10 protein-coding genes and 3 pseudogenes are annotated in these 15357 nt (G+C 45.8%); 7 read left to right on the forward strand and 6 right to left on the reverse strand.

Annotated elements, in window-relative coordinates; translation table 11 throughout:
• Positions 1 to 29 precede the first annotated feature (29 nt).
• The 5 genes from Q0P86_RS01385 to Q0P86_RS01405 all read right to left on the reverse strand — a co-directional run bounded on the left by Q0P86_RS01385 (position 30) and on the right by Q0P86_RS01405 (position 6752).
• Positions 30 to 272 (reverse strand): hypothetical protein, encoded by a 243-nt coding sequence (locus Q0P86_RS01385; RefSeq protein ID WP_295036893.1) that lies wholly within the window; start codon positions 270 to 272, stop codon positions 30 to 32.
• Between the two features lie 42 nt (positions 273 to 314).
• Positions 315 to 680, reverse strand: coding sequence for a hypothetical protein (locus tag Q0P86_RS01390; RefSeq protein WP_295036895.1), 366 nt, complete (start codon positions 678 to 680; stop codon positions 315 to 317).
• Positions 680 to 1330 carry an EndoU domain-containing protein gene (locus tag Q0P86_RS01395; RefSeq protein ID WP_295036897.1) on the reverse strand — a complete coding sequence of 217 codons (651 nt, stop codon included), beginning with the start codon at positions 1328 to 1330 and terminating at the stop codon, positions 680 to 682. Before Q0P86_RS01395 ends, Q0P86_RS01390 begins: the two co-directional genes overlap by 1 nt.
• A 435-nt stretch (positions 1331 to 1765) precedes the next feature.
• Complete coding sequence (locus Q0P86_RS01400) at positions 1766 to 4720, reverse strand: type III restriction-modification system endonuclease (RefSeq protein ID WP_295036898.1); 2955 nt, start codon at positions 4718 to 4720, stop codon at positions 1766 to 1768.
• Between the two features lie 7 nt (positions 4721 to 4727).
• The gene (locus Q0P86_RS01405; RefSeq protein ID WP_295036899.1) at positions 4728 to 6752 is read right to left on the reverse strand and encodes a DNA methyltransferase; all 2025 of its coding nucleotides are present in this window, start codon (positions 6750 to 6752) and stop codon (positions 4728 to 4730) included.
• A 472-nt stretch (positions 6753 to 7224) separates the two neighbouring features.
• Between Q0P86_RS01405 and Q0P86_RS01410 the strand changes: the two genes are divergently transcribed.
• The 4 genes and pseudogenes from Q0P86_RS01410 to Q0P86_RS01425 all read left to right on the forward strand — a co-directional run.
• Positions 7225 to 7962 (forward strand): Rpn family recombination-promoting nuclease/putative transposase, encoded by a 738-nt coding sequence (locus tag Q0P86_RS01410; protein ID WP_294115948.1) that lies wholly within the window; start codon positions 7225 to 7227, stop codon positions 7960 to 7962.
• 46 nt (positions 7963 to 8008) lie between these two features.
• A pseudogene (locus Q0P86_RS01415) lies at positions 8009 to 8290 on the forward strand (ORF6N domain-containing protein); the annotation flags it as partial.
• Between the two features lie 335 nt (positions 8291 to 8625).
• Entirely contained in the window at positions 8626 to 9006 is a 381-nt protein-coding gene (locus tag Q0P86_RS01420) for a helix-turn-helix transcriptional regulator (protein WP_072811669.1), read from the forward strand.
• 48 nt (positions 9007 to 9054) lie between these two features.
• A pseudogene (locus tag Q0P86_RS01425) lies at positions 9055 to 9156 on the forward strand (ORF6N domain-containing protein); the annotation flags it as partial.
• Positions 9157 to 9339: 183 nt separating this feature from the next.
• On the opposite strand, the gene Q0P86_RS01430 reads toward Q0P86_RS01425, so the two are convergent.
• On the reverse strand, positions 9340 to 9942 hold the full coding sequence (locus Q0P86_RS01430) for a hypothetical protein (RefSeq protein ID WP_295036903.1): 603 nt from the start codon (positions 9940 to 9942) through the stop codon (positions 9340 to 9342).
• Positions 9943 to 10089: 147 nt separating this feature from the next.
• On the opposite strand from Q0P86_RS01430, the pseudogene Q0P86_RS01435 reads away from it, so the two are divergent.
• The 3 genes and pseudogenes from Q0P86_RS01435 to Q0P86_RS01445 all read left to right on the forward strand — a co-directional run.
• Positions 10090 to 10635 (forward strand): annotated as a pseudogene (locus tag Q0P86_RS01435) (type II toxin-antitoxin system death-on-curing family toxin); the annotation flags it as partial.
• 193 nt (positions 10636 to 10828) lie between these two features.
• Positions 10829 to 11536, forward strand: coding sequence for a hypothetical protein (locus tag Q0P86_RS01440; RefSeq protein WP_295036906.1), 708 nt, complete (start codon positions 10829 to 10831; stop codon positions 11534 to 11536).
• A gap of 63 nt (positions 11537 to 11599) precedes the next feature.
• A complete protein-coding gene (locus tag Q0P86_RS01445) occupies positions 11600 to 15355 on the forward strand; it encodes an exodeoxyribonuclease V subunit gamma (protein WP_295036907.1) in 3756 nt (1251 codons plus the stop codon).
• Positions 15356 to 15357: the final 2 nt, after the last annotated feature.

Raw genomic sequence — 15357 nt, forward strand, 5'->3', positions numbered from 1 at the left:
GCATCCGTTTGTATCTCAAGATTGTCGCATCAACCGATACTCCTGTCCAAAGTCAAGGCTCCTCCAAAATTTTTGATATGTTCAAGGCAAGGAGTAAGCCCTTCCGTATACACATCGCATCGGAAATCTTCTTCATAGAAATGAAGCCAGGAATCATAAACAGGATAACGAAGTGATTCTGAATACGACTGAAGTTCCTTCGGAATTTCACTCATGCTAAAATTTCGACTTTTGTGCAAAATTTGCGCACAACTCACGATAGGGTGCAGCATATGCATCCTCCTTTGTTAAACATTGATGTTGTTTGTTGTCCTTTAGATTTCGCCCTTTGCCTTCTGTTCCTTGAACTTGGCTTTTGCTTCAATCCATTCGTTTATAAGGCGATGGAGTTCCAATGTATCGACCGTTATTTCGTTGGGAGTCCCTTCAGGCGCGAAGTTGTCCACGATAAGTGTTTCCTTCGGGCCAATATCCCAGCAGCAATCGTTGCCGGAACATTCAACATGTTTCTTCTTTTTGGAGAGAACCTGGTCGATTTGTTCAAGAATGATTGAGGGGAATTCTTCAACATCAGAGGCAAAAAAGGTTGTGAACACATTAGGGCCTTCGTCAAAAACGAAATTCAGCGTTTTTGTTCCGTCTTCGAGCGTCGTATAATCAATTTTGTAATTATAATTCATCAGTTTTCCTCCATCAAGGGATATACGTTAACAATTTTTCCGTTGGCATTAACACGCATTCGTATACGGACTCCTTCAGAAGATGAACCTTCATACATATTGAGTGTGTTTGTTTTGAGCCGCTTGTTTGCGTACGCCTCGTTTATCGCATTCACGATATGTTGCGGCGACCAGTGTTCGGGGAAGAATGTAGACATTCCGCCCATTGTGCGCTTTCGGATGCCGTTGACCGTTACCCTGCCTTGATATACTCCTTTTTCATTCAGTTCTGATTTTGTACCGGGGATAATTCGACCTTCCGCATTCCTAATCACTTCGGTGTGGTAACCGGTCGCCTCGAGTCGTGTTTTCCCTTTACCTGCTGAAGCTGTCTTTACCTCACCATTAAATATATGTTTTATCAGGTTCGGTTCAAAGAGCTCCGTATGTTCCAAAGCTTCCAAATCACCCTTGAGGTATTTTAGTGGAGGATTGTCCAGATTTTCTGTCCGGTAAAGTTCCGGACGATTCTGTTTCGCGGGTCCCTCTTCAGGAAAAAGCGTTGTTTGGATATACTTTTGCGGGAGTTCATTCAGCAAATGCTGATACTCCTTTGGTAATTCCGGTAGTTTGTAAACACCCCCCGGCTGGGTTGAGGCTTTAAGGCCCATGATACTTCTCCTTGCCTTGCGGCGGAAAATGTGGATTATATTTTAAGGCAACAATCCATAACCTGCCGGGCAGTTTGCCCGGCAAACCTGATTAAAAACACGATGTCATCTACTCTATGGTTTTATAAGAACCTCCATTGATTCATATCCATATTGTCGTAACTTCAGTATGCCCACGCTTTTTTATGAATGAAAAAGGCGTGGTGTCGAATGCACTTACCTATCCTGAGGGCTACCACACCCTTTTACACAATAAGTACAAACGACCCACGCCCCGATAATGGTGCGTAAGATCCGATGATTTCTTGTGTAAATTCCCTGAAGGTGGTAGTTTCAGGATAGGGAAACAAGAATCTTTTCAGTCTATGTCAAATACAGTTATCTAAAGTGTTGAAAGTCTCCTTAAGTTATTTATCACACAAACATCAATAATTTCTACAGTCCTTCAACGATTGCTTGCAGGTTTTCCTGTTTGAGTTGCTTTTTGAAGCGAACCTTCACGCCTTCGTTTTCCAAATTTTCAAAGAACACTTTGGCAGATTCTATTTTGAGCTTCTCGCCACCGCGCAGATCTTTGTCGGCATTCTCAACATCCTTGCATTCTACAATGAGATTCAATTCGTTTTTGTCTTTACGACGAACGATATACATAAAGTCGGGACTGTAAGTTTCTCCCAAAATAGTCGGAATGCGCACGGTACTTTTCGGAATTTTTCCGAAGACTTCAACGCCTTCTACATCGTTCAGAATGTCGTCCTTCTCTAACGGAGAATCATAAGCGATACTATCGTAGAGATATTTTTTAGGAACTTCGCCCACATCCATAAATTTACCGACAAGTCCCAAGGTGATAAACTCTTCGGAACTGCCGTCAGTCTTGTTGAGGCTTGTTTTCTTGATGCGGGAGCGACTTACCTTTTGATATGTGAAACGACCCATCAGTTTTTCAAGTTTCCAACGATGGATTTCCGCACAAATATTTGCAAGGCTGCGTTCGTTGAACATTGGTTTTCCGCCATCTTGAACGAATTTGCATATTGCCTGGTGCATTGCTACAACGGGAACAGATTCTTTTTGCTGAATTCTCTGCAGGAATTTTCCGTAGTCAATTTTTCGTTCCACTTCATAACTGTTGCCACTAGAATCGTGCACTGTTGCAACGCCATTTTGCGTAGTAACTTTTTGACGAACGCTTTGCACAACCGTTTTTGCAAAAAGATCCTGCTTGATAAGGATTGGCAAGGCTTTCTCCAACTCGTCATTCAATTTGTCATCAAATGTGAGTAGGTAATGCTCGTTCATCTTAAGCCAAAGAGTCTTCAACTGGTTATAGCGATCGCTTCGAATTCTGATTTTATCGCCGCCTTTTTTCTTATTACGGTCAATAATTTTGCGACCTGTATCACGGACCTTAAACAACTCGGGGTATTCGTCTGCAAATTCGTTGGTTTTTTCTGGATTTACAGGGTGTCCCGGCATATCCCCTTTGCGCATTTTGATGAACTTTTTCCCAAGGAGTTCCATAAGCCGGTCTTCCGCCTCGATTCCTATCTTTTGGGCGAATTCTTCAATTTGGGCGTCAGTGATGAACATCATTTCTTCGCGTTCGCCGTTGATTTCTGCGACAAGCTTGTCGGCAAATTCCTTTTCGGTATAGTCAACGATATAGTTAAGCGTGAATTCTTCATCGGTAATACGTTTTCCAAATTCATTTACGGGGAGACGAAGTCCACGCCCCACTTCTTGCAACTTGCTGATTTCAGAACCGCTACTACGGAGTTTCGCTATCGTGAATACATTCGGATTATCCCAGCCCTCCTTGAGTGTCCACTTGGAAAAAATGAATCTTCTCAAGTTATCCATTGAAAGCAACTTTTTCTTGTCGTGTAGGATTTCTGAAATCTCTTGAGCAACGGATTCTTCGCTGCTTGAGTTGTCCTGCGCAAAGTAGCCGCCATGTGTTGCGGAAATATCGGCAAGAGATTTTTGCAGATATTCACGATATGGGTCTTTTTCTTTTAAACCTTCAATTTTTTTATTGATTTCTGCTTTCAAGATTTTTTCAAACGACCGACGCAAAGCGCCATTTTCATTTCGATAGGCAGAAATGTCATCAATAAAGAAGAGTGCAAGTGTCTTTATCTTGTCTTCGCGATTGAAATTCTGTTCTTCGGTCTCCAAATGTCGACGAATTGCCATCCGCATCATGGCTTCTTGGTAAGCTGTGGCGTACATATCGGGCGTAAGGGTACCGCCAACCTTTAATACCACGCCATTTGAAAGACGAATTTCTTTCTTGTCAAAATCTTCTATGACAAGGTTTCCGAAGTTTTCATGAATTTCGGAAAGAGGTATCCCAAGAGCCAATGTCTTTCGATGTGATTTGCCAAGGGCATCTTCCCATGTGAATCTTGTTTCGCAGTTATCCTTGTCTATTTTGGTAATTTCAGCAACCTTGACCTTGATGTTTTCGGCATCCTTTAGCGGATTGATATGTTCCTTTGCGATTCCCTTGATAAGATTCTTATTGAAGGATTCGTACGCATCCAGATTATAAACTAGATTCTTGTAATCCTTGACAACAGTCTTCTCTTTTCCTCTGCCGACTGTCGTTTCGGGGAATGTCGCCCCAAAACGAATCAACATTTGCGGACAAAGATTCATGATGGCGTCCATTGCCTTGTTCCCGTCAGAAAAACGGTGCGGTTCATCGATAATGACAATGGGGCGAGTTGCCTTCAATGCTTCCAAAGGGCAATAAAAATTGTCTATGCCGTAATCAAAATCGTCATTTTTATAATTGGAATTGGTGAGCAACGCACTATTGAGCAGCAGTACCGAAATATATCGTTCAGATTCTCCAGGATTTTGGTAAAAGCCTGAAACAGCAGAAGGGAAAAGTTTCTTTTTCTTGTTGCCTTTTTGCTCCGTTCCTTCAAACAGACGAATTTCTGCGCCATACCCACATGTGTCGCGAAAGTGCCTGCGCACATCGGGATCTTCAATGAAGTTTTTTGCTCCAGCCTTGATTGCCTTTCCAGGAACAATCAGGATGAATTTTGAAACGCCCAACTGTTTGTGCAATTCGTGGATGGTTTCGGTATAGACGTATGTCTTACCAGTGCCGGTTTCCATCTTGACATCAATGTAAAGGCATGGTTTGGGAGCGACACCCACGGCTTTTTGCGCCGGGGTAAAACCTTTCATATTGAGTTGAAAGTCTTTTTGAATTTTGCCTAATTCCGCCTGAATTTTTGAGTCGTTTGGATAGATATCGCAGTTGGCGAAATGATTGAGCGAATGCTCTGCATGCAAAGTCCCAGTCAAAGCAAGAATTCTTTCAATTGCTTCGCGTTGATGCGGCAGGTTTTGTTCAAATTGAAATTCCATAAACACCTCAGTAGCGGATTTCAAGATGAATGTCGATGCCGTCAACGTTCTTGATGTTGGCTTTTAGCGTATCAAGTGTCGTCATGCCGAAGCTGTAGCCAAAAAGAACGATGTGCTTTGGCTTGAAATTTTTGTCTTCATCGTATTTTTTGAACAATTCCTTAATGTGTTTGCCTTCTATACCACTATCGATAAGGTACAGGTAATCGTTAACCTTGTATGCGATGTAGCCGTTCAGATTGATTCTCTCAACATTTGCATTGAACTTGTGGCCATCATCCACCATCCATGTGGCAAGCACTGTTTCGGCGCCAAATTGTTTTAGAATCGTTGATTCACCTAAACTCGGATTTGGCACAAATTTTTTGATGGTGTCAAGCGATTTTTCAGCAGGTTTTTGAATAGTGTAATGTTTGAAACCGAAATCGCATGTGCTGTCGGGATGTTCTTCCTTGATTTTGGCGGCAGCACGACGGATGCGTTCCATGCCGATTTGGTCTAATGTGTGGGGCTTGTGGATGGAGTCACAAACGTCTATTGCATTTTGAATGATTTTTTTGCTTTTAGATGTAGATTTCCTTAGTTTTTCATCTAATGACTCTGGAATTTGTACCGCAATATATTTTCTTTTCCCATTTTTCCTTTTTACTCCGTTGCCAAACAAAATGGAATGGGCTGTTGTTCCGCTTCCAGAAAAGAAGTCTAGAATCACATCTCCATCTTGTGTTGCAAAATCAATAACTCGGTACAAAACATTTAATGGCTTGGGGTTGTCAAATACTTTTTTTCCATCAAACAAATCCGCTACTAGCTTCGTTGAAGCACGATTGTCCTCGTATATAATTGATTTTAATGAATCCATAGCAGTTTCAATTCTTTTCTTCACATGAGGTTGCGTTGTATGATCTACGCCCCATTCAACTTGCCCATTTTCAGCATATTGCCAAAATGTCTCTGCCGGCCATCGCCAACCATTTTCGGGTATAGGGCAATTTCGATGAGTTGTTGGATGCGTAATATTGTACATATATCCCCCAGGATGAGGGTTAGAAGAATTTCCTGAACTACTATAAACACCAAATTCATCAACATTGTTATAATGTTTAACTTGGTCTAATTTAAGCTTGGAGACGTTGTCTTTAATCCATTTTCTTAATTTTTCTTGGATAACGGCAATATCTTCTTCTCTTTCTTTAATTTTTTGATATTGCTCGTTTATTAGTTCGGCAGCTTCACTTTTTCTAGACCATTTGCTTATAGATTCTCGATCTCTGCAATAACAGACCATGTATTCATGTTCTGTATCTATTTGCGATGGATTGTTATCTGTTGCTGTTTCTATAATAAGCTGACCAATAAAATTTTCTTCTCCAAAAATTTCATCGCATAAAATCTTCAGATTCGCCTGTTCATTATCGTCAATGGAAATGAAGATGACTCCGTCATCCTTCAGCAAATCACGAGCCAGTTTCAAACGCGGATACATAAATGTGAGCCAGGCGGCATGGGAGCGTGAGCCACGCCTGCGCATGTTCATTATTTTTTCAACCTGAGCATCGTCATCTAAACCGAGTTTTTCCTTCAGGTCTTTTTCGGTAAAATCAAAAGAATCGTTATAGACAAAATCGTCCGAACCCGTATTGTACGGTGGGTCTATGTAGATACATTTGACTTCGCCTTCATAGGAACGGCGCAGGTGCTTGAGAACTTCAAGATTGTCCCCTGAAAGATAAAGGTTTTCGCTGTTCTTGTTCTCTGATTTGGCGTTGTTCTCTTTGTCGGGAGTAATGACCGTTTCCGTGTCCAACGCATAGAGCAGACGGGCGTAATCCTTGCCTAAGAAGTTGAAGGTCTCGCGCTCTTCCGTTACGAGTCGTGAATCTCCTGTGGCGCGCTCTGCCCAGTAACGGATGGCATCGGCATCAATAGAGCCGTCTTTCGCGATGACTCCCGGTATCAGGGACTTCAGTTTTTTCAGAAGGTCCGCATTCGGGTTCACCTTCTCGTTCTTCTCAATAATGTCGCGCACCATAACGGCTCCTTGAATAAACATTCACGAATCCGCTCTATTCCGTGCCACGATTTCCACAAATAAAAAAGGCGTGGAGTCGTTAGCACTTACCTGTTCTGCGGGTCACCACAACCCTTCGCGTGATAAGCAAAAACGACCCACGCCCCATACAGGACGTGAGCGTTCGCCTTATCCTCACGCTATTTTGAAGTGGTGAATTTCAGAACAGAGAATAAGAGACGAATCTCAAAAATTCCGGTCGCTCCGCACCATTCAGTACGGGGCTATGTCAATATCAAAATAGCATAAATTTGCGACAAATATATCCGCATCCGCTTTTTTTTGAAAAATTTCGCGTTTTTCCCTTGACGACAGTTTGTGATTAGTGTATATTTGTGCAGTAGTTTTTAAGATGTTCGCCTTTTCTTGCATGTAGGCGTAAGGAGTAGAAGATGAAAGCAAACGACCCATCAAAAATGTGTGGACCCGCAGCGTGGCGAAGAACCTGAGCGGCAGCAAGGCGTCGCGCACGGCAATTTTCGACTTGCATTGCAAGGATGATTTGGGGAACCTCATCGAGATAGAGGTGCAGATTCGCGAGATGAAGAATTTCGTGAAACGCCTAGCGTTTTACGCTAGCGAGATGGTGGTGAACCAGGCCGAGCCCGGGGACGATTGGAGTTTTGATGTCCAGCCAACCTACGTAATCGCTCTGACGCGTTTCTCTGTTTTTCCCGATGAACGCGCTGTCCATCGTGCAACGGTAATCGACATGGAAAGCGGAGAACAGCTTGTGGATACCTATAACTTTACTGCTATTGAACTTTCGAAGGTTCCCTTTTTCATCGAAAAGACTTCCAGCGATTTGAGCAAGTGGCTGTTCTTCTTCCGCTACTTGAACCGGCTCAAGGAACTCCCCGAAGAACTGGACGATGGAAAGTTCAGGGACTTGACAGAAAGCGCAAAAGTATCTAACTTCAACAAGAAAGAATTCGAGGCATATCGGAATATGTACCACAAGGTATGGGACCATAACGCCCTGAGGGACGGCTTCTTCAAGGAATTCGCGGATGACGTCAACGCGAAGATTGAAGAACGTATTTCTGGTAGAAATCGCGAGTTTGCGAAGAAAATGATAGTACTCGGCAAACTTTCCAATGAGGAAATTGCCGCTGCTACGGATCTTTCCCTGGAAGACGTCGTCGTGCTTCGCAGTCAGCTTGAAGCATAATTTATAGACTATTTTACAACATTTAAAAAAATTATAGCCTGTCGTAATCCAGCTAATTTCATTTCATCGTCGTTACAGGATAGGCGTGCTGAAATCGCGTATTTACACGATTCGCGGACTCAAGGTGATGCTGGACGCCGACTTGGCGGAGATTTACGGGTATAGCACCGGTGCTTTTAATCGTCAAGTGAAAAATAACATTGAAAGAATTGCAGAAGATTTTCGATTTCAGTTGACTGAAGAAGAAATGCAAATCTTGATGTGCAAAAAATGCACATCAAGTTGGGGTGGAACAAGAAAACTGCCTTACGCCTTTACGGAACAAGGCTTCAAGTAGCCTCGCCTTATTCATTTTTTTTAGGTACTTATTGACAAGTAATAAAAAGTAATATATATTTATTATGTACAATGTTTTAATGTCAAGAAGCGTCTCTAGGGCTGTTTCAACGATGCCAATAGCGCAACAAGAAAAACTTGCTTTGCTTGTCGATGATATTAGGCTGAATGGACCCGTTAGGACAAACTGGCCGAATTACGGAATTCTGGCAGGAACATCAACTCATCATTGTCACCTTTCCCACAAATGGGTGGCATGTTGGATTGAAACAGAAAAAGGTATAACAGTTGAGGTAACATATGCTGGCAGTCGTGGAAGCGCCCCCTATGCAGAACACTGATGAACCCGTGTCGTTCAGAGTTTCGGGCAAGAACATTCCGAAGCCCGTCATCGCCTTTTTGGATGCTCTTTTCCCTGATTCCGTCCGTATCGATGAAGACGATGATGCGCTTGAGCCGGTGGAAGAATTGGGTTGGTACAAAAAAGCGAAGAAGAGGATGAACCCCGCAAAAGCGTTGAAAATAATGCGGGTAAATGCGGGGCTTACCCAGGCGCAATTGGCCAAAAAGGTTGGTCTCGCAAAACAGAATTACAATTCGCTTGAACGTGGCGCCAGACCCATTTCTATGCTCATGTCAAAGAAATTAGCCGATGCCCTCGGGACATCTTATTTGATGTTTTTCCGCGAAAATAAAAGCAAGTTATAGTCTGTCGTAATCTAGCTAATTTCATTTCTTTGTCATTACAGGATAGGCGTGCTGAAATCGCGTATTTACACGATTCGCGGACTCAAGGTTATGCTGGACGCCGACTTGGCGGAGATTTACGGGTATAGCACCGGTGCTTTTAATCATCAACCCTTATTTCAGTAAAAGGGAGATTTCCGTCTTTGATGCGAAAAATGGCCTAAAATGAGGAGAAATGGTCTTTTTTAAGGTGGTTTTTACGGAGAAATGAAATACTATTTCACATCTCCGTCATTTTCGGTGGTTCATCACATTTCTCCAAATCCGAAACTAATATTTTTCAATTATTTAGTATCATTTTTCAGAGTAGTGACTTCTAGGCTTTTTCGCAGGATAGATGAGCCTGATTTCTTGCTTGTGCGGAGAGCGCTCTTTATACGTACTTTCGATTCGATATTCGTCAAACGAATTGCGTTGGGGCAAACATTCCATTTCGGCGAGTTCAAGCAGTGCCTTAAACCACGCGGTTGCATCGGTGCCGGGAACTCCGTTCATCCCCCAACGGATTAAAGGTGGTTGGTCGGCATCGGGGCTTGTTCCCTTTTCCCAGCTTGCATCATGTTTCCAGTATTTGAGTTTGCCGATTTGTTCCGTTAGCGTTTTGGGGATTTCCTCAAATACGATATACCCTTCACCAAACCTGCCGGGATGCCCTGAACAGCAATAACGAGTCCTGCAGCCATCCATGCTGTTAAGCCGCATAATGGTATCCGCCAGCGCCGTATCAATGGCTCTGTAACCGTCCTTGTACAGAAAAACAAGTTCCTGAATGTTTATCGGGTTTTCACTGATATAGCGACGCTTTTCAAAGTTTACGAAAGTTATATCGGACTGTAACATGTTGCTAATTTTCGGGCTCTCCATATCCCTAACTAATGTAATTTCTGTCTTTTTCATATTCGGTTCCTGTTGGATTTCTAAAATATCTTTTATATGCGACAAATATTGTCGGTTGTCGCTCTAGCGTAATTTTTTTTGGGGAAGAAGGCTTTATGCGACAGTAGTTGTCGGATAGTATGTGTATATTTACGATGATTTCCTTGACGAACTTTACAAAAAGAGGCTCTTATGAACAGCGATACCCTTTCACTTGTTGACGTGGTGACGGATTACGCTTTTGCGCTGGATACGCTGGACGATTACGACCACCAGCGGCTTGTGCTGCGCAAGTCTGCCAATGCGGAAAAGTTTTACGCGACTTACGAGAACGCGATGGCGGCAATTCAGGGGCTCAGGGAGAAGTTCGGCGGCAGCGAGTTGTTTGCCCACGAGAAGGACGATTCGTTCAAGAGCAGCATCGGACAGATTTACCAGACCTTCGGCGGGGTGGAACTTTATCCGAGCGTGGAACAAAAAGCGGCGATGCTCCTCTATCTCGTCACGAAGAACCATTCGTTCAGCGACGGCAACAAGCGCATTGCGGCGACGCTCTTCTTGTGGTTTTTGCTGAATAACGGCATTTTGTACAGGGCCGACGGTTCCAAGCGCATCGCCGATGCCACACTTGTGTCCATGACGCTGATGATTGCCGAGAGCCGCCCCGAGGATATGGAAATGATGGTGAAAATCGTGGTAAACTTGATGGGGTAAGATTGTCGAATCCCGCAAGTACCTAGATTGCGTTTTGCACGTAATCAAACCCGCTACATCTGCCTCGATATTGCAGAAATGATGCGGGTGTTTTAAAACCCTTGGCATACGTTAGTATTCCGAATTCAAGCGATAATATTGTCATTTGTTGCAAATGGAAACTATGTTGTAGGATAGAAAAAAGAAGGATAGTGTGTTTTTTAAAAAGCAAACTTTTGAGCAGGATGCCCGCAAGTATTGGGAAAAACTTCTTTGCGGAATACTGGTTCCCGGAGAACGAGGGTGCTCGCCTTCCGAAGGCGAAGTCCTTTGTATGTATAATGACATGAAAACGCGGCATCCTAATTGCGTGTGCAATATATTGCGGTCGGGGAAAGGTCAAGGCGACGTTTTTCAGCCGGGTGACAAAATAAGCGGTATCAGGATTTCCTTTACGCTTGATGCAGCGTCGTCTGTTGAGTTTATTTTGGCGTCTTCGCTGTATTATGTGCATTTTAAAACCGGTGGAATCGCCCCTTTTTCGCGGCGGGTGGATACCTGTGACTTGTCGCCGACTATGCGGAATATTGAGGACTTCGTCAACAATTTTCCAGCACACCTTGCGGCGTTTGAAAAGAAGAAAATTGAATTTGAAAAGAAAGCCAAGCTTAAGGAAATGGCGAAGTTAAGCCTGAAAACATGCGTTTCCCAGATGATGGAGGAATTGGGGTACGGATGGAACTTGGCGGATAAGGGAAAGTTTTTCCTGCTTCGGGTTACATTGGGCGAAAAACGGATGGTTGAAGTATCGCTAAACGAAAAAAATTTCGCAAAGAGCATTTCTGTCTTACCTGGGATGCTCAAAAAAATTGAAGGCCTGCTAGAAACGATGCCGTTCCCGGTGAATATCTCGAATTTTTGACAAAAAGCCGTTCTTGTGCGATAATAAATGTGAAAACGATTAACGAGTAACTATATTCTCACTATGCTACACTTGAAATTTGCCCTGAATCTGGAACATCTCGCCGACGAGATGATAGAAGCCATCTCAAAAGAATGGAAAGACCCGTTCAACGCCCCGGTCGTGATATTCCCAGACCCGAAACTGGAACAGTGGTTCCGCCTCCGTTGGATGAAGAAGAAGGGTGTGCTCGCCAACCTGAACAAGAGCACCATCGACAGGTTCTTGTTCGATATTCTGGTGGGAGAAGGTGTCGTCACGGATAAGAAAGGCAATACAACTCGCCTCTGCAAACTCTCGGCGGATATCCTGATGAACGTGATTCTCGCCTACCTGACGAGCGAAACGGACGGTATTCCGAACTACAGGCGCATCGACGACGAAGTGACCCGCTACCTCACGAATGCGAACGACCCGGAGGGAGGACTTGACGAAAACCACCTGTTCGATTTTGCCCTGAAGATGGCATCCCTCTTCCTGGAATACGAGACGAGCCGCCCGAGCGGTTTCGCAAAAAATGCAAATGGCGATGTAGATGGCATTCTCGACCACTGGAAAGCAGGAAAACTGCAGCCGTTCTTTTCGAATTTCAACGGCAGGCTCGCGGGGCGCGAGGCATGGCAGCAAAAGCTGTATTCGGCCATTTTCCACAAGCAGGGCGACAATGAATCGCTGTTGACCCGTGCTTTCAAGGAAATGTCCCAGAAAATGCACGAAAATCGGAATTACCTCACCATCCCGTACCTCTTCGAGGCTCTTGAAAACGGTAAATTCAACGAAGAAAAACTTCCGCACGGTAGCAACGGCAAGGCACTTCCCGTCTTTATCTTCGGGCTTTCGGGCATGGGGCAGTTCTACCGCGTCATATTGCAGAAATATGCCAGCGAGCACGACGTGTACGCGTTCATCCAGAATCCGTGTATGGAATTCTGGGAAGACGCGTTTACCGCCCCCGAGAAGATTTGCAGGAATTGGGAAGTTTCCAAGACCGGTGAATGGAAATCGGGTACCGGCGATGCCGCGCACATCAGGGACAAGATGAAAATCATGGAAACGGGGAATCCTGAATCCGGCGACCCGACGACGGACATTGAGGATATCTCCGAATACGCTGGCAACGGCACGCAACCTGCAGCGCAACCGGCAGAAAACGACCTGCTCGTAAACTGGGGCCGTTCCGGACGCGACAATATAAAACTCTGGTGTCAGGCGACCAACTACGATTTCGACTTCAACGGCATTTTCGACAGGGAGGGGCACGAAATCGAATTGCCGCAAGACTCCCTCCTGCACAAGATTCAGTACGCCGTCGCACATCGCGAAAACAACATGGACGGTCTCAAATCCTGCGTAGGCGACGGTTCCCTCGACGTGACCGCGGCGCCGACCCGAATCCGCGAGATCGAGAACCTGCACACCCAAGTCTGCAAGTTGCTCAGGAAGGGCGCACGCGTCGAGGATATCCTGGTGGTATCGCCCTGCCTCGACGATTACCGCACGGCAATCAACATGGTGTTCGACCAGAGCGAAAAGATGCGCATCCCGTTCTCGATAGTCGATTCGCCCGCAAGGAGTTCCCTGACCGAAAATGCACTCGCGAGCCTGTTTACCGTTCTCGACCAGAAGGGGATTTCCAGACCCGACTTCTTTGCGCTGGTCCGCAATCCCGTTGTGCAGGCGGTCCGCAAGATTACCAACGAGGAGGTGGACGCCTGGCAGAACTGGGTATCCGAAACGAATACGTTCCGCCCCCGCGACAAGCAGGATGACTGGGACAAGGTCAAGAACCGCCTGCTGATGGCCCAGATGACGACATACGACGTCAAGTTCGACGGCGATACACTACGGCCCTTCTCCGATATGGCCTGTTCCGATAAGGCGTCGCTCTGCAAGTTTATCGACTGCATCGAAACACTTGAGAATTGGGTGGAATTCGGCAAGAACAAGTGTTGCGACCTGGACCTGCTCGCAGAGCATCTCGACAAGTGGATTGCCCTGCCGTACGTTCCCGATGTACTCAAGAGTGAATCCATCGTCTACAGGCGCGTCGCCGATGCGATTGCACTTCTCGGCTGGCAGAATGCGGCCGGCCAGAAGGATATCTCGATGAAAATCGTGGAACAGGCCCTCCTTACCGCCGCACAGGGAACCGAATACAGTTGCGGGAACATTTTCGTGAACGGGATTACCTTCATGAAGTTCGCCCCGAACCGCACGCTCCCCGTAAAACACCTGTTCTTTATCGGCGCCGACGCGATGTCGTTCCCGGGGGCAAAACAGCACAATACGCTCGACCTGCGCAAGTCCTGCAGGCCCTGGCCCGGTGACGATTCGCCCGTACTCAAGAACCGCTATGCGTTCCTGTGCCAGCTCATGAGCACGGGGGAAGGTTTCCACCTGAGCTACGTGAACAAGGATATCAAGAAGGATGCGGAACTGTACCCATCGTCGGTGGTAAACGACCTGCGGAAATTCATCGCCGTGGAATGGAAGGAAAACGAGATTAAGCTCGACGAGACGCGCGATGTAACTGAACTGTTCACGCCCAAGAGCCTGCGCAACAAGGAAGCGTACGAATGGATGCGCCTCTCCGACGAGGAACACCAGGAGAAAATCAGGAAGCGCCGCAGGGAAAGGCTCGGAAAGCTGGACAGAAACAAGCTGAAGGAATACCTGGTGCGTATTCCGGAAAGGGTCGGCTTCTACACGCTCGCAAGCTTCCTGAAAGATCCGTTCCAGTTCCGCATTTCACTGATGCTGATTGACGAAGATGACGAGAATGTCGAGAAGGAACTTTTTGAACCCGTCTATTTTGACCATCTGGATACAAGCATCGTGCTGAAGAAGGCGCTGGCCGCCGAACTTTCGGGAGAATCGGAAGAACTCGAAAACTTCAAGAAAGACCTCAAACTGAAGGGAAAGACGCCTAACGGCGAATTCGGGGTAATCCAGTGGCAAACTATCGACGCCAAGAAAAAACTGATTCTCACCCAGATGGGTGGCACTCCCGAGGCACCCGGCCTCGTGCAGGACATTCAGGCAAACTGGTCGTACGGCCAAAAAATCCAGGATTTGCAATTTGCACGTACCGACGGATCCCGGTGGCTCCTTTCCGGCAAGCTGGACTGGAGCAACGCAAAGAAAATCGAAGACGTGACGGAAATAATCGAGGTCAGCTCGACTAGCAGCAAGAACGAAAAAATTTCCTTCGACAAGTACATGGCCCCCTATATCAAGGCGCTTGCCGTCATTGCGTACAAGGGCTCCGCCAAGCCCGAACTTGAAAATACACCGCAGACAATCGGCGTTTCCATCTATTCCTGCGACAAGGAGATGAGCGGCCCCGCAAAGACGAGCGTAATTATGACTCCCGCAGACGCCCGCAAGAAAATCGAGACCATATACGCCACCGCGTTCGGTGACGAGGCGACAAAATCCATGCCGTTCAGCAAGGCAGTCCCTGCCGACCTCATCGGCGAACTCAAGGAAAAGAACATCTTCAGCTATGCCGAAAAGCTTCTGCGCGATTCATGGGCATTTTTCGACAAGAAGAGCCTTTTCAACCCCTTGACCGATGTCGGATTCTCTCCCGATAATTTCGCAAGCGAATGGGACGAGGCGACCGATAAAATGAACAGGCTCATCGCCATCAAGAAGTACGCAAAGCCTAAAGAGCAGAACAGCGCGGCGACAACAAAGAAGGCTGAAACAGGCAAGGCGGCTACGACTAAAACTGCCGCTAAAAAGACTACGGTAAAGAAAGGCAAGGCAAAGGAGTAGAG

The organism is uncultured Fibrobacter sp. (assembly GCF_946062555.1).
Classification (GTDB): Bacteria; Fibrobacterota; Fibrobacteria; order Fibrobacterales; family Fibrobacteraceae; genus Fibrobacter.